This window comes from Flavobacterium tructae, assembly GCF_002217475.1.
GTDB lineage: Bacteria > Bacteroidota > Bacteroidia > Flavobacteriales > Flavobacteriaceae > Flavobacterium > Flavobacterium tructae.
Window position 1 is genome coordinate 14,670 of the sequence record NZ_MUHH01000020.1, and the last position, 16,548, is coordinate 31,217.

12 protein-coding genes are annotated in these 16,548 nt (G+C 36.2%); 9 read left to right on the forward strand and 3 right to left on the reverse strand.

The genetic code is table 11. The features are described from left to right. Window positions 1-120 precede the first annotated feature (120 nt). On the reverse strand, window positions 121-894 hold the full coding sequence (locus B0A80_RS08905) for an XRE family transcriptional regulator (RefSeq protein ID WP_070905475.1): 774 nt from the start codon (window positions 892-894) through the stop codon (window positions 121-123). An 85-nt stretch (window positions 895-979) separates the two neighbouring features. Here B0A80_RS08905 and dinB point away from each other — a divergent pair, with 85 nt between their 5' ends. The 5 genes from dinB to B0A80_RS08930 all read left to right on the forward strand — a co-directional run bounded on the left by dinB (window position 980) and on the right by B0A80_RS08930 (window position 8,021). Next, window positions 980-2,161, forward strand: a complete 1,182-nt coding sequence (dinB, locus tag B0A80_RS08910; protein ID WP_089077119.1) for a DNA polymerase IV — start codon at window positions 980-982, stop codon at window positions 2,159-2,161. After that, window positions 2,161-5,214, forward strand: coding sequence for a DNA polymerase III subunit alpha (locus B0A80_RS08915; RefSeq protein WP_089077066.1), 3,054 nt, complete (start codon window positions 2,161-2,163; stop codon window positions 5,212-5,214). The genes dinB and B0A80_RS08915 overlap by 1 nt, the downstream gene beginning before the upstream one ends. Window positions 5,215-5,321: 107 nt before the next feature. Beyond that, window positions 5,322-6,710 (forward strand): exonuclease domain-containing protein, encoded by a 1,389-nt coding sequence (locus B0A80_RS08920; protein WP_089077067.1) that lies wholly within the window; start codon window positions 5,322-5,324, stop codon window positions 6,708-6,710. Window positions 6,711-6,758: 48 nt separating this feature from the next. Continuing rightward, a complete protein-coding gene (locus B0A80_RS08925) occupies window positions 6,759-7,385 on the forward strand; it encodes an alpha-ketoglutarate-dependent dioxygenase AlkB family protein (RefSeq protein WP_017496748.1) in 627 nt (208 codons plus the stop codon). A 174-nt stretch (window positions 7,386-7,559) separates the two neighbouring features. Next, window positions 7,560-8,021, forward strand: coding sequence for a DUF1810 domain-containing protein (locus B0A80_RS08930; protein ID WP_089077068.1), 462 nt, complete (start codon window positions 7,560-7,562; stop codon window positions 8,019-8,021). Between the two features lie 493 nt (window positions 8,022-8,514). Here the strand turns inward: B0A80_RS08930 and B0A80_RS08940 are convergent, their stop codons facing one another. After that, on the reverse strand, window positions 8,515-9,927 hold the full coding sequence (locus tag B0A80_RS08940) for an APC family permease (protein WP_089077070.1): 1,413 nt from the start codon (window positions 9,925-9,927) through the stop codon (window positions 8,515-8,517). A 526-nt stretch (window positions 9,928-10,453) separates the two neighbouring features. Between B0A80_RS08940 and B0A80_RS08945 the strand changes: the two genes are divergently transcribed. Further along, window positions 10,454-11,878 carry a sensor histidine kinase gene (locus tag B0A80_RS08945; protein ID WP_035746558.1) on the forward strand — a complete coding sequence of 475 codons (1,425 nt, stop codon included), beginning with the start codon at window positions 10,454-10,456 and terminating at the stop codon, window positions 11,876-11,878. Beyond that, on the forward strand, window positions 11,868-12,257 hold the full coding sequence (locus tag B0A80_RS08950; protein ID WP_017496742.1) for a response regulator: 390 nt from the start codon (window positions 11,868-11,870) through the stop codon (window positions 12,255-12,257). The genes B0A80_RS08945 and B0A80_RS08950 overlap by 11 nt, the downstream gene beginning before the upstream one ends. 3 nt (window positions 12,258-12,260) lie before the next feature. Here the strand turns inward: B0A80_RS08950 and B0A80_RS08955 are convergent, their stop codons facing one another. After that, window positions 12,261-13,418 (reverse strand): C40 family peptidase, encoded by a 1,158-nt coding sequence (locus B0A80_RS08955; RefSeq protein ID WP_070905485.1) that lies wholly within the window; start codon window positions 13,416-13,418, stop codon window positions 12,261-12,263. 254 nt (window positions 13,419-13,672) lie between these two features. Between B0A80_RS08955 and B0A80_RS08960 the strand changes: the two genes are divergently transcribed. Continuing rightward, window positions 13,673-15,058 (forward strand): Kelch repeat-containing protein, encoded by a 1,386-nt coding sequence (locus B0A80_RS08960; RefSeq protein ID WP_089077120.1) that lies wholly within the window; start codon window positions 13,673-13,675, stop codon window positions 15,056-15,058. Window positions 15,059-15,125: 67 nt separating this feature from the next. Further along, entirely contained in the window at window positions 15,126-16,505 is a 1,380-nt protein-coding gene (locus B0A80_RS08965; RefSeq protein WP_089077071.1) for a carboxypeptidase-like regulatory domain-containing protein, read from the forward strand. Window positions 16,506-16,548: the final 43 nt, after the last annotated feature.

A 16,548-nucleotide genomic window follows, 5' to 3' on the forward strand; every position in this document is an offset into this window, starting at 1 on the left:
CCTGAGCGGAGTCGAAGGGCTTCCTGGCACAAAAGGTCTTCGACTCCGCTCAGACCGACAAACGGATATCAATTATAAATCGGGTTTAGATCAAAAATCGTTAATCTTCGTTCTGAAATCTTATGCATTCGAAGTATTATTCTTAATCTCCATCACCTCTCTTTTAACCTGAAGAAGCAGTTCTTTCATGCTTTCCGTTTCAGACAATTGCTGCTTTTTGTCCGAACGGCCAATGTTGCACTCGTATTCCCAAATCTCCAAAATATCAGAAGCTTTCACTTCATAATTGGGATAAAAACTATTATCTGATTCTAAAACCAGACTATTTTTTTTGTTTTTGTTCAGACGCTTGTACACCATTCCTTCATTTTTGGTAATCAGGATATACGTTTTACCATCCATCACCTCTCCCAGCCTTTCCACATAACGTCCAATAATAATCGATCCGTCTTCGTGTGGCGGCATCGAATCACCTTCTACCGGAAATCCGCGATGTTTCCCAGGACCTAAAAACGGAAGAGAAACCTGCTGTAAACTTTCAATATATTCCGGATCGGCGTATCCGTTCAGGTAACCGGCTTTTGCTCTTTGGGATACAATTTCGATATAATTCTCTCCAAAATTATCAACCTGAATAGGTAGAATAAGCCGATTCCCTTCGAGTTTTATCAAATTTTCGATGTTTATTTTCCGAATATCGACTGACAATAATAAATCGATACTGGTATGAAAATACAAGGCGATTTTCTTTAAAATATCATACGGTGCTTCCGAAGTTCCGTCTTCGTATTTCACGTATCTCCCTCTTGTAATACTCAGGTTTTCAGCTAATTTCTCCTGCGATATTTTATGCTTAACCCTTAATGCTCTGATGTTGTCTGAAAATAAGGACATAATTAATTTGTTATAATTTGGAACAGCAAATATATGAAAAATGTTATTATCTGTACTAATTTTGTTTATTCCAAAAAACAAGAAAATGGCAAGGGCAATTGTACACATGGATCTGGATACTTTTTTTGTATCCTGTGAAAGGTTAACCAACTCACAATTAAAAGGATTACCTCTAATTATTGGAGGTGGTGATCGTGGCGTTGTTGCCTCTTGTTCTTATGAAGCCCGTAAATTTGGAGTCCGTTCTGCTATGCCCATTCGTATGGCATTAAAACTCTGTCCTGATGCAAAAGTAATGAAAGGCGATATGGAGTTGTATTCGCAATTATCCCATGATGTTACACAAATTCTTCAGGAAAAAGCGCCTGTTTTAGAAAAAGCGAGTATCGATGAATTTTATCTCGACATTACCGGAATGGATAAATTTCACGGTAGTTATAAATGGACCAATGAGCTGGCCCAATCTGTAATGAAAGAAACCGGACTGCCTATTAGTTTTTCATTATCGATTAATAAAACGGTTTCTAAAATTGCAACCGGAGAAGGCAAACCGGTAGGGAATCTTGAAATTCAGGAACAGAATGTACAGGACTTTTTAAATCCTTTATCGATTCAGAAAATTCCAATGGTCGGAGCAGTTACTTTTCAGCTTTTGTCCAGAATTGGCGTTCGCAAAATTCAGACGCTGGCCGAAATGCCTGCCGAGGTGCTACAGCAAATGATTGGCAAAAACGGTCTGGAGCTCTGGAAAAAAGCACACGGAATCGACCACACTCCCGTTGAACCTTATACGGAAAGAAAATCAATATCTACCGAAACCACTTTTTCTCAGGATACGATTGACATTGCAAAACTCAAAAGAATACTTTTAGGAATGGTCGAAAAACTGGCTTTCCAGCTTCGCGCCGAACAATGGCTGACCTCAACCATTACGGTCAAAATACGTTACGCTAATTTTGATACCGAGACCAAACAATCTAAAATTGCCTATACCTCAGCAGATCATATTCTGACCAAAAATGTAACCGAATTATTTGATAAGGTCTACCAACGCCGAATGCGGCTTCGCTTAATTGGCATTCGCTTTAGCGGACTCGTACGCGGAACTTATCAAATTGATCTTTTTGAAGATACTCAGGAAATGCTATCACTCTACGCCGCTATGGACCAAATAAAAAACCGTTATGGCTATGATGCTGTAATGCGTTGCGCAGGAGCCCATTTTAAACCCAATACTAAAGACGAAATTTTAAAACGTACCAAATAATGTATCTTAATTGTCATTCCTTCCATTCATTACGTTATGGCACAATTCCGCTTAAAGAATTGGTTGACCAGGCTGTTTCTTGTGGGATAAAAGCAATGGCGCTTACAGATATCAATACTATTACCGGAATTTATGATTTTATAAAAGCCTGTCAGGAAAAAGGAATTAAACCCTTAGTGGGAATGGAATTTCGATGCCGTCATCAATTCAGATATATTGGTCTGGCACAAAATGCAGAAGGTTTGAGCGAAATGAACTGCTTCTTAACCCATCATAATTTCAGCGGAGAAGTTTTGCCTTCAATTGCACCTGAATTTAAATCCGTTTTCGTGATTTATACTTTAGAAAATGCTCCGGGAGTTCTTCGCGAAAATGAATTCATCGGGATTCGTCCTGAAGAAGTTTCCAGACTTCTTACATCCGAACACAAAAATAAAATAGATCAGATGGTCGTTTTACAGCCTGTTACTTTTAGGACTAAAACAGAACACAATCTGCATAAAATTCTCCGGGCAATTGATACTAATGTTATTCTATCTAAACTAACTGAATCTGATTATTGTAAAGCTTCTGAAATTCTGCAATCCTTGGAATCTCTTTTGCCTTTTTATGAAAAATATCCTGAAATTATATCCAACACTCAGCAAATCATTGATTCCTGTAATTTTGAATATGATTTTGGAGTTCCGAAAAACAAGAAATTCTATACAAATAGCCGTCAGGAAGATTTAGAAAAACTGACTGATTTGGCTTGGAAAGGATTCAAAAACCGTTATGAAGACGAGAATCAGGAAGCCAAAAAACGCGTCGAAAAAGAACTGAAAGTTATTGATGAATTAGAATTCAGCGGCTATTTCTTAATCACCTGGGACATTATTCAATACAGCAACAGTCAGGGGTTTATGCATATCGGCCGCGGAAGCGGTGCCAACAGCATTATTGCCTATTGTCTCGGAATCACCGATATCTGCCCTATTGAACTGGATTTATACTTTGAACGTTTTTTAAACCTCAACCGCAAAACTCCTCCCGATTTTGATATTGACTGGAGCTGGCAGGAACGCAATATAATTCTGGAATATATCTTCGGAAAATACGGCAAAGATCATGTGGCTTTTTGCGGTACCAATGTCGAATTTAAATACCGTTCTATTTATAGAGAAGTGGGAAAAGTATTTGGTCTTCCGAAAGAAGAACTGGATATGCTGGCTAAAAATCCCGAAGAACTTCACGAAACCAATAAAATTGTAAAACAGGTTCAGTATTATGGTCAGATGCTCAGCAAATACCCCAATCAACGCAGTATGCACGCCTGTGGTATTTTGATTTCCGAAGAACCAATTACGAATTATACACCATTAGAAATGCCTCCAAAAGGCTTTCCTATCGTGCTTTTCGACATGCACATTGCCGAAGAGATTGGTTTCGAAAAATTCGATATTTTAAGTCAGCGTGGTATTGGTCATATTGATGACAGTGTAAAACTCATCGAGAAAAACAGAGGGATAAAAGTCGATATTCGCAATACTTCGATTTCTAAAGACGAGGCTTTATGCAACATTTATCTGGCTCAGGGTCGCACTATTGGCTGTTTTTATATCGAAAGCCCTGCCATGCGTGGTTTACTACGCCGGCTGAACTGCGACAATTATAAAATTCTGATAGCCGCTTCCTCTATCATTCGCCCTGGTGTAGCACAATCCGGAATGATGAAAGAATATATTTTTCGCCATAATAACCCCAATCAGTTTCAGTATTTCCATGACGTTTTTAAGGAACAGCTTGGCGAAACTTACGGCATTATGGTCTATCAGGAAGATGTGATCAAAATCGCACAACATTATGGAGGGCTGCCCGCTGCAGATGGTGATATCCTGCGTAGAGCGATGTCCGGAAAAGGAAGATCCCTTGAAGCCTTGCAAAAAGTAAAAGACAACTTTTTTGCCTGCTGTGCTCAAAAAGGACATCCCGAAATACTGAGTCAGGAGATCTACCGTCAGATTGAATCTTTTGCGGGATATTCGTTTTGCAAGGCACATTCGGCTTCTTATGCGGTAGAAAGTTATCAGAGCTTGTTCCTGAAAGTTTATTATCCTGTAGAATTTATGACGGCGGTCATCAACAATCAGGGCGGATTTTACCGAACCGAGGTTTACGTACACGAAGCACGTATGTCAGGCGGAAGCATACACAACCCCTGCGTGAATAAAAGTGAATATCAGACTACTTTATACGGCACAGACATTTATCTTGGCTTTATGCATGTGCAGAGTCTGGAATCCAAAACAGCTCATTTGATCGAATCAGAGCGGGAGAAAAATGGTGATTTTCTTTCATTGGAGGATTTTATCAACAGAATTCCTATCGGGATTGAAAACATGAAAATTCTAATTTTTATAGATGCTTTTCGTTTTACAGGAAAAACCAAAAATCAGCTTTTAGTTGTTGCCAGTTTGCTTTTGAACAATTTCAAACCTGAAAACAGAAATCTGAGGCTGATACAGGAACCAGTAAAAGAATACAAACTCCCAACTTTGGAACGTTCTTTATATGAAGATGCCTTTGATGAGATTGAGCTCCTGAGTTTTCCTGTTTCCTGTACTGTTTTTGATCTTTTGCAAACTAAATACCGAGGTGATATCATGGCCAGAGATTTAACAGCCTGTCATAAAAAACAGGTTCGTATGCTTGCTTATCTGATTTCAAGAAAACAGGTTCCAACCAAAAAAGGAACCATGTATTTTGGCACCTGGATCGATCATGAAGGTACTTATTTTGACACCGCACATTTTCCGGACAGTCTCGCAAACTATCCTTTTCAGGGTGGTGGTTGCTATCTTTTGCTAGGAAATGTCGAAGTCGATTATCATTTTCCAACCATTACCATAACCAAAATGGCTAAAATGCCTTTTATTCCCGATCCGCGTTATATGGACGCCAAAGATCAGTTTAAAACACAGCGCCAGATTAAGGAAGATGTCAGTCCAACACATCGGGAGCCTTATCCGCAAGGACATGAAATTAATTTACCCCGACACCGAATGAAGTTTTAGTTTTCAATCGCAGTCGACACCGTTTTCAGCCAAATAAACAGTCCTTAAAAAAGTGTACACTGAGACTGAAAACTAAAAAGAAATAAGTTTGACCTTATACAAATAAGATGAAAAAGCAGGAATATGCCATAGTCGATATTGAAACCACAGGTGGTAACGCCAGTGGCAGCTGCATTACAGAAATTGCCATTGTCATTCACGACGGCAAAAAAGTAATGGAACGCTTTGAGACGCTCGTAAATCCGCAGAAGGAAATACCGCTTCCCATTTTTGCCTTAACGGGTATTAATAATGAAATGGTAGCCAATGCTCCTATTTTTGATGATATTGCCGAAAAAGTAATGGAATTGCTAAACGACCGGATCTTTGTTGCTCATAATGTCAATTTCGATTATTCGTTTGTTCGCCACCAGCTTGAGGCATCCGGATTCAAATGGACAGCCAGAAAGTTATGTACCGTTCGCGCAGCCAGAAAAATCAGACCGGGTTTCGCCTCCTATAGTTTAGGAAAACTTTGCAATTCGCTCGACATCCCTTTAGAAAACAGGCATCGCGCCGGAGGCGACGCAGAAGCTACTGCTATATTGTTTTCGCGATTACTCGAATGGGACGATGAAGGTCATATCGAACAAATGATCAAAAACACGGCACAGGATCAGCGCTTACCTCCTAACCTTCCTCCAGAAGATTTTAATAATTTACCGGAAAAACCAGGGGTATATTATTTTTATAATGAGGTAAAAAAAGTAATCTACGTGGGAAAAGCGGTTAATATAAAAAAACGTGTTGCTTCTCATTTCAGCGGCCACAATATCAATCCGCAAAGACAACATTTCTTACGGGATATTTATTCCATTTCCTATGAAGTTTGTGGCAACGAGTTGATGGCACTTCTGTTGGAATGTACTGAAATCAAACATCTTTGGCCTACTTACAATAGAGCTTTAAAGCGATTTGAACCAAAATTTGGATTGTATCAATATGAAGCCCGTAATGGATATAAGTATCTGGCTATCGGGAAACTCAATAAATTTCAGTCGTGTATTGAGCACTTCAGTAGTTTACACGAAGCAACAAATATACTGCGGGGTTTAGCAGAACGATTTGAAATTGATTATAGATTTTGCAAATATTCAAAAGCTGAAGAAGGAGAGCTATTTCAAAATAATGATATCACAGATTTGCCGGATACCTTCCTCCACAATGAGCAAGTCGACAATGCTATTGATTTTTTACAAAGTAACAGGCCCACTTTTGCCATTATAGAAAAAGGAAGAACAGCGCACGAACGCAGTTGCATTTGGATAGAAAACGGTCATTTTTATGGTATGGGATATATTCCGTTAGATGTTGCGATTACGGATCCTTCAGAAGTAAAAAATTATGCAACGCCTTATAAAAGCAATCAATACATTGAACAGTTGATTTTTGCCTATGCAGAGAAGAATCCCCGAAAAGTTTTTTTCAACAAAAATTTGCTGACATCAAGAATATAAAACGAATCTAATTTTAAAAATAGAGCTATAAACTTAACGTATTGACTTATGACACTATTTAGCGATACCGAATTATTTGCCACAGGTTTGAAAGGAAAAAAAATATTTGATTTGCCTGATGCAGAACTTATTTTGATCGACAACTTTTTTACCAAAGAAGAATCCGATCGTTTTTATGAAAAAATACTTCATCAAACGAAATGGAGAGAATATGAAATGGAAATGTATGATAAAATTGTTACAGCACCCCGAATGATTTCATGGTACGAAGATAAAGATAATGTTGGAGCAGATCCAAATGGTCCTGACTGGACTTATGAATTATTAACGATCAGAGGCCGTGTCGAAAGAGAAACCCAGCTTGAATTTAATAGCCTCCTGCTTAATTTATATCGAAATGGCAATGATGGTGTTTCCTGGCACAGTGACAAAGAACATAACTCCGGCCCAGACCCCATTATTGCTTCGGTCACTTTTGGAGAAACCCGAATGTTCCGATTGCGTCATAAATTCCGGAAAGAAATCCCACAGGTGGAGATTCCGCTTCATCATGGTTCCTTTCTGTTAATGTCAGGAACGACCAATAGTTTTTGGCAACATCAGGTTCCAAAAACGGCACGAGATGTTTTACCAAGAATCAACTTAACCTTTAGAAGAACGAACAGAAAAAGCTGATTTTCTAAAACTTGTACTGAAATATAATAACTGAAAAGGCGTTATTTCTATTCTAAAATAGTGTAGAAAATTCCTCCTCAAAAAGTTAAAATCCTCAGTGTATGAACCTTTTACTAGGAAAACCCTATCTTTTTTACTACTTTTGCAACCTTTTTTTACATATACATTACCACAATGGCTTATTCAAACAATGATTTAATGCGTTTTTTAGATGCACAAAACAAACTTTATCTTACTGCTCTTTCCGAAATCAAAAAAGGGAAAAAGGAGACACACTGGATGTGGTTCATTTTCCCTCAGATAAAAGGATTGGGTAAGAGCGATACAGCAAATTATTACGCCATTAACGATCTAAAAGAAGCAACCGAGTTCTTAGAACACCCTATTTTAGGAAAACATCTTATCGAAATTTCTGAACTGTTTTTAACTTTTAAAAGAAAATCAGCCGATGGAATTTTAGGAGATTTAGACGCCCGTAAATTACGTTCGTCTATGACGCTTTTCTCTTTGGTAGAAAATACAAATCCTGTATTTCAGGAAATTTTGGATGCTTTTTTCTCAGGAGAAACAGATCCTCTTACTTTATCTATTATTAATTCAACGATAGAATCAACTGTTGAAGCCGAAATCGCTTAATTTACACAAGCCCGCTTCCAGGATTATTTACATTTAAAACACTACTTTTTGCTTTTGCGCATAAGTAGTGTTTTTTTTATTACTCAGGACAGAGCACCAAAAAAGAACTCTCTCAAAGATTTCTGTTGCGCTCCGTTGGAGCTTTTGATCTTGCGAAATCACATGCTTTATAAATATTTTGCTCCCCTGGAACAATTTCAGAACACACCTATCTGTAGTCTCTTTTAAGAAAAATTTCATATAAAAAAGGAGCTTCGACTTCACTCAGCCAGACTGACCACATAAAAAAATCTCTTTTTTTTGCATGCAGATCTGGCAAATTTCCGGAGACACTAAATTTTATGGCTAAAAAAATGCCTTGTCAAAGACAAGGCATTTATATTTTGAAGTAAACATCAAAGTTAAAAAATTGCAGGCACCCATTTGGTACATAAAACTTGTAAACAAACTTAACCTTTGAACCTTTGCCTCTCTGAACCTTTACAACCTTATATTATTCTTCTTTCGGTTTATTCAGGTAGTACACTGGTATTCCGGTCAACATAATTAAAACTCCCCATCCACAAGTTGAGAATTTGGTAATTAATAGCGAAATACAGATTGCGCTTGCGATTACAATATACAACATAGGCAAAAACGGATATCCAAAAGCTTTGTAGGGCCTTTCAATATTTGGCATTTTTTTTCTCAAAATAAAAATACCGTAAATCGTTAAAATATAGAAAATCAATACAATGATAATTACAAAATCCAGCAGATCTCCATACTTTCCTGTCAAACACAAAGCCGAAGCCCAGAAACACTGTGCCCACAAAGCCCATCCAGGAACACTCGACTCGTTTAAAACAGCTGCTTTTTTAAAGAAAACACCGTCTTTCGCCATCGTGTAATACACTCTCGCACCTGCCATAATTAATCCGTTGTTGCAGGCAAAAGTCGAAATCATAATCATTATTGCTATAATCAATGTACCCATATTGCCAAAAATGTAATGTGAAGCCACTACCGCTACTCGGTCTGATTTAGCTGTAGCAATCTCCTCAAACGGAACTACCGCCAAATACATCAAATTGGTTAGCACATAAATAATCGTTACTATAAAAGTTCCTAAAAACAAACTTAGACCTACATTTCGTTTTGGATTTTTTATTTCTCCTGCAATAAAGGTAACTCCATTCCAGGCATCACTGGAAAATAAGGACCCCACCATTGCGGCAGAAATTCCGGTAATCAAAGTGGTTCCACTAATAGGCAGCCATGAACTGCTTTCGGCATTATAGCTACGTGTCACCCAGCCATCAGTCCAATTGGCATCCCAGATTGAAGCTTTAGCACCTAAGGTTAGACCAAAAACAATTAATCCCAACAATGACAAAATTTTGATGATGGTTAAAACGGTTTGCAGAATTTTTCCGTTTTTCACCCCTCTACTATTAATGAACGTTAATACAATAATTGTAAAAATCGAAACCAACTGAGCGGCGTTGAGTTTAAAGAAACCTAATTCATAAAGTATATTTTCATCGCTCAATGGTTCGTACAAATAAGCTGCAAATTTTGAAAAAGCAACTCCTACCGCAGCAATTGTTCCGGTCTGAATTACAGCAAAAAAGCTCCATCCGTACAAAAAGGCAATTAGTTTATTGTAAGCTTCCTTTAAATACACGTACTGTCCTCCTGCTTTTGGAAACATCGCGCTAAGTTCACCATAACTTACTGCGGCTATAACCGTAATCAGTCCGGAGAGCAGCCAAATTAAAGTTAACCATCCTGCCGAACCTACTTGTCTGGCGATATCGGCACTCACAATAAATATTCCTGATCCAATCATAGAACCTACCACAAGCATGGTTCCGTCTAATAATCCAAGTTCTCTTTTAAAATGTTCCTGGTCGTTTTCTTGCATAATTTTAGTTTTTCGGTTGGTTAAAGATATACTTTTTTCTGAAATTTAAGATTTTAGAGTGTTGATTTTAGATTCTTATTTATAGTCCTTAGACGGAGTAATCCTATTCACTAAGCGAGAAGAACTTCTTTTTAATTCATCAGAGAATTGTTAAACAAAAACTTTTCTGTTTAACCCTTTTCAGTTTGTTCTTATGTATTAAATTTTAAAATTGTTTTCCTTTTCTTAGTCTTACTAATTTAAAATAAGAGCCTTCACAGAATACATTTTATTTATTTACAACAAAATTGGAACAAAAATTAATTATCCCGTAAGAAAAAAACACTAATTCTAAAATTCTGTTCTTTTTTTACTAAATTTATGCATGCATAAAACAATTTTGAAAAATCAATCTTTTATTAACAATTGTTTATTTTAAAACCGTCAAAAGACAACACTCTCAGTAACCTGATTTTTTTTAAAGGACTCCTTCAACAATAAGCGCTCTTAACAGAAAAAGCAGTATTAACCTCCAAATCTGAAAACTATGTCTAAGAGTCCGTTTTTTAAAAATATACGCTTCCCGAATGTTTTCATTCTATTGATAATTGTATTTATTTCCTGCGCTTTACTTATCTGTATCAACTTTTTTACCATAAAAATACTCTCCGCAAACAGGGCTTATGTTCATGGGGAGTCCCATTATTCAAAAGGACAAAAGGATGCTGCACGATATCTCATTATGTACCTTTTCACTAAAGACACAAACCAATGGAAGCTCTTTTCTCAGGAGTTAAAAGTCCCTCAGGGTGATGGTATTGCCAGAAGATCGCTTTTGAAATATGGAGACAACGAAATTGCCCGAAGAGGGTTTCTAACAGGACGAAATCATAAAGATGACCTGGATGACATTGTCTGGCTGTTTGTAAACTTCAAAGATGTATCTTTTTTGGCAAAAGCGATTCACGAATGGGGTCAGGGTGACGAATTAATCGCTAAATTATCTAAGTTGGGTCAGCAAGTCGATGCGCAGATCAAACAAAATCTATTAACTCCGGCCAGTCAGCAAAAATTTCTTAATGAAATTAGTACGATCAGCGATAAACTCACTATTAACGAACGTAACTTCCTGAATACTCTGGGAGAAGGAACACGAAAAATCAAAAGTCTTCTGATCATCACCAATATTATTTTTATTCTGATCATCGTAATAAGCGTGTGCACCTATTATTCGATTATGGTCAAACGTTTGGTCATCTCCAAAAAAGAAATTGAAGAAAAAAACGAAAATCTAATCCATGTAAATCATGAACTGGACCGATTTGTCTATAGCGCATCACACGATTTAAGGTCACCTATAACATCTCTAAAAGGATTGATCGAAATTACTCAACTAGAGGATGATATTGAACAAGTAAGAGACTATTTAACACTCATGCACAAAAGCCTTGTCAGACAAGATCAGTTCATCGTTGATATTATAGATTATTCCAAAAACAAACGAAAACAAGTTATTATAGAACCTGTCAGTTTAAAGGAATTATTAGACGAATCCATTTCGCAGTTGATGCATATTGAAAATGCCAATAAAATAAAATTCACAAAAGAACTATTAATCGATACCATTCAAAGCGACGACTTGCGTTTGAGAATCATTATCTCGAATTTGCTCTCGAATGCTATAAAATATGCCGACATTAATAAGGAGGAAATGTTTATTTCGATTAAAACTTATACGGAAGAGGGTTACAACAAAATTGAAATAACAGATAACGGTATTGGAATTAAAGATGAATTTAAAAACAATATTTTTGAAATGTATTTTGGTACGAACAAAAACAAAGGTTCGGGATTGGGTCTTTACATTGTAAAGGAAGCTGTAGAAAACATCAAAGGAAGTATTTCTGTTTTCTCTGAAAACACTATCGGAAGTAAATTTATTGTAGCAATTCCAAATTATCATGGAAATTAAGCCCATATTCCTGGTTATCGAAGACAATTTGATTGATCAGCTTGTCATCAAACAACTACTGACAAAAGTCCTTGATATCGATCAGATCATCATTGCGAATAATGGCAGAGAAGGAATTCAGTGGCTTGTTACTAAAAACAATGACCACCCGCTTATCATTTTACTGGATATTCAAATGCCAATTATGAATGGTTTTGAATTCTTAGAGGAATTTCATAAATTAAAAAAAGGAATAAAAAAAGGAATCCAAATTTACATACTTTCATCGACTTTAGATCCTGACGAAATTGCTGCAATTACAGCAAATAAGTATGTAAGTGCTTTTTTAAACAAGCCGTTTCCAATAGATGAATTTAAAACAATACTGCTTAACTATTAAAAACTATTGAAGAACACGGTTTACCTGAGAAAAACTTCTTTGGTAATAAGGTTCTTTTGTGGACGAAATCATTACCCCGCCGTGTGTAGAAGAATGCACAAACTTAATCTCTCCTTCGGTCACTTCGACAACCATTCCAACATGATTGATACGGCGTCTTCCGTTAGTTTTAAAGAAAATTAAATCTCCTTTTTGTGCGGCATCAGTGTCAACTCTAACTCCAATTCTGGATTGTTCGATCGAACTTCTAGGCAGTTTTATGTCAAAATTATTAAAGGTACAAATCATTAATCCTGAGCAGTCAAAACCAGCTTTTGTGGTTCCACCGGACCGGTAACGCGTCCCGATATTTTCCGTTGCGTTTACAATCAATTGCTCAATAAGTTCCGAATTATTGTTTATCCCTCTAACAAATGTGGAATCTTTTTTCACAACAGTTTCCTCAGCAATTTGTATAGATGGTGTCGATGTCGTGGTTTCGATAGGTTTTACTTCTTGTAAGGCTGCTGCTTTTTCCGGAGAAACATTAATCTTAAGCAGATACCCCACTTTTAACCTCTTTTTAATTGCAGGATTTTGTTTTTCCAATTCTTTAACGGTTATCCCAAACTCCTTTGCTATCGCATATTTCGTTTCTTTTGACAAAACTTCTCTGGTTACCTCAACCATTGCAGGTTCCTGAACATTTTCGATTACAGGTACAACTGCTACAGCTGTTGTAGCTGTTGTAGCTGTATTAGACGGAATATTAATTTGCTGTCCGATTTTTAAACCTTCACTTTCCAGAAGCGGATTGGCTTTCTTTAAGTCATCAACTGAAACATTGTATTTTTTGGAAATTCCCCAAAGCGTTTCTTTGGCAGCAACTTCATGGGAGCCTGGAGTAGTTTCCGGAGTAGCATTAGCTATAATTTCTTCAGGCTTTTTGGCTGCTGTTTTAGCAACTGTTTTATTGCGATTTGGAATTAACAGAACCGAATTTAACTTTAGAACTTTGGGTGCATTAGGATTTGCTGTTGCAATATCTTTTGGTTTTACTCCGTACTTTTTAGCAATTACAGTAAGATTTTCTCCTTGTGAGATTTTATGCTTAATAAACTTTTCTTGTGAGAAAGCACCAACACTGAAAAAAAACAAAATTGCTATTAACCTGAAAACCATTATCTGTTACATTTACATCTATTATTATACGCTCTGAATGCCATTACTTTTCTGAATTATAGGCTCAAAAAAAGTAATTGTTTTACCCGAAAAGCGAATTTAACTTTTTAAAGTAAAAAAAGCATCTTTTTTAACAATTTATTTTATTGAAATTAACAAACTCGGCATAAAAATTGATTCACCCGTTTGAAAGAATACTCTTTATAAAAGGGATTCTTTCTGACCATAAAAAACCAATTTTAGCAGATAATCGCGTGAAAAAACTACTTTTACTTTTCTTTATATTTCCTTTATTTTCAACAGCTCAGAATATAAATGGCTCTATAGTTTCTCAGGAAACCAAACTTCCGCTTGAAAATACTAATGTATTTGCCCTATCAAGCAAAGTGGGAACCATAACAGATGAAGAGGGTAAATTCTCTTTAAAACTTCTTTCAAAATTTAAAGATGACGAAATAGTAGAATTCTCACATATAGGTTATGTTACCGCACAATTCTCTCTAAGTTACCTGAGAAAGCAAAACTTTAAAATTTTTCTCGAAGATGAAGTTCAAAATTTATCGGGTGTAACTATTAAAGCCAATCCCAAATTGAATTTAAAACTTCCTTACAGCAAATTAACTTCAATGAAACATAGTGTTTATTCTTTTGGATCTTTTTTGAAGGACGATAAAATTTACATGATTGGGGGCGATGCTTCTTATGAGATGGACCGACTGGAATTAATACGATCCAAAAGAGCCGATTTTACTTTAACAACTTATCTGGAAGCGTCCCAACAAAACTCTGTTCTCTCTTATTTTAGAAGGGATTTTTCTATTTATGACATCAAAACCAATACCTGGGAATACCCTGAATTAGAATCAAAATTAAAGAAAAGAGCCCACCATAACATTCATTATTACGACAATTCGATTTATGTTTTAGGAGGCAAATCCGTTAAGGTCAATCAAAAAAGCAATTGGGAATACCTTCAAAATGAAAACGAAGTTCTGGACTTAAACAATCGAACGATTAAAGTTGACTATACGAATCCGCACCAAGCAGCTGATTTTGCATCCTTTACCTACAAGGATAATATTATTGTAATGGGAGGTTCTGTAAAAATGACCGAAAACGGTACAAAAGATTTCACCAACAAGGTACATTTGTACAACATTACTTCAGGATATTGGTATGAACTTGATCCTATGCCAACAGCAAAAGAAACATCTGGAATTATAATAGACAATACCATTTATCTTATTGGTGGAGATGACGGAAAACCCGTATCAAAAATAGAAACCTTTGACTTAAATACCCAGGCATGGCAAACAGAAGGCGATTTATTTTTTGGACTGGAAAAACCAGCCATAGCCTATCACGACAACATGATTTACATTTATGAAGATCGCATAATGTATGCTTACGATCTAAAAACCAAACAACTTAGAGAATACGAAACAGAGTTAGCCCTGAAGTATTCTACTATGTATTTTGCCGATAATAAACTGTATATTTTAGGAGGACGCACCGAAAGTAAATACGAGAAAGCTCCTTCCTCCAATATTTTTACAATTGACATTAAAGATTTCAAAAATACTAAACCTACCCGAACCAAAACTTTAAAGAGAGAAATGAATCTGGCCAAAGCCAATTAAATAACTTTTCAGTATTCGAAACTAATTTACTTTATACCAACCAAAAAACAATCTTAATCTGAACAGCGTGAAAAAATTACTTTTACTTTTTATTTTTTGCCCCTTATTAGTCATCGCCCAAAATATAAAAGGCGTAGTCGTTTCTCAAAAAGGCAGCCTTCCGCTTGAAGACACCAATATATTGGCGCTATCAAGTAAGACAAGGGCCATAACGGATGAAAACGGTAAATTTTCTTTAAAACTTCTTCCTGAATTTAAAAATGAAGAGACTATAGAGTTCTCCCATTTGGGGTACAAAACAATAAGAATATCGCTGAGCTACTTAACAAAGCAAAACTTTACCGTTGTACTCGAAGAAAACGTCGAAAATTTATCCGGAGTAACGATCGCCACCAATTCAAAATTAAAAACTAAGATTTCATTCAACAGCTTAGCACCTTTAAAATATCCTATTTTTTCGTTTGGGTCATTTTTAAAAGACGACAAAATTTATGTTAGCGGCGGAGATGCTTATTCCGAAATAGATCAGCTGGCAAAAGTACGAGCCAAAAAAGCCGACCCAAACTTTCAGGATTTTCTGGATGAAGCTCAAAATACAGGAAAACGCCATTATAAAAAACACCTTTCTGTTTATGACATAAAGAATGACACCTGGGAAGTTCAGGATATAAAACTGCTGCCCAGAGCTTATCATAACATTCATTTCTACAACAATCTGATTTATGTTTTGGGCGGAAAAAAAATATTGGTCAACAAGATCAGCAGTTGGGAATACTTGCAGGATAAAATTGAAGTTGTAGATCTTGACAAAAAAAGTATTAAAACAGATAAGACAAATCCGCATCAGGCAGCTGATTTTGCTTCCTTTAGTTATAACGACAATATCATTGTAGCCGGAGGATCGGTAAAGAGGGATGAAAACGATAAAAAAGATTTTACTGATAAAATGCATTTGTACAATATTACATCAGGGTACTGGTACGAACTTCCCAGTATGCTAACCGCTAAAGAAACTACTGGAATATTGATTGACAACAAAATTTATTTCATTGGCGGATACAATGGAAAACCTTTGTCGCAAATCGAAACTTTTGATTTGACAACAGAAAAATGGGGATTTCCCGGTGAATTATTCAGTCCCTTAGAAAGGCCGGCTATTGCCTATAACAACAATATAATTTACTTTTTTGAGGATCGAAAAATATACACTTATGAATTAAAAACAAAACAGTTAAAGGAATTTGAAATTGAGTTGGAGTCAAAACGTGCTGCAATGTATTACTACGACAATAAATTATACATTATTGGAGGACGTATCGACAATAGTTATTCACAAGTACCATCGCCTAAAGTATACAGCGTTGACATCAATGAGTTTGAAACCACAAAACCGAATAAAATTAAGACTTTATCGCAAGAAGTGAGTTCCGCTAAACCTATTGAATAATAAACCTATTTACTTATCACCTTAAATTCCAAAAATCTATATA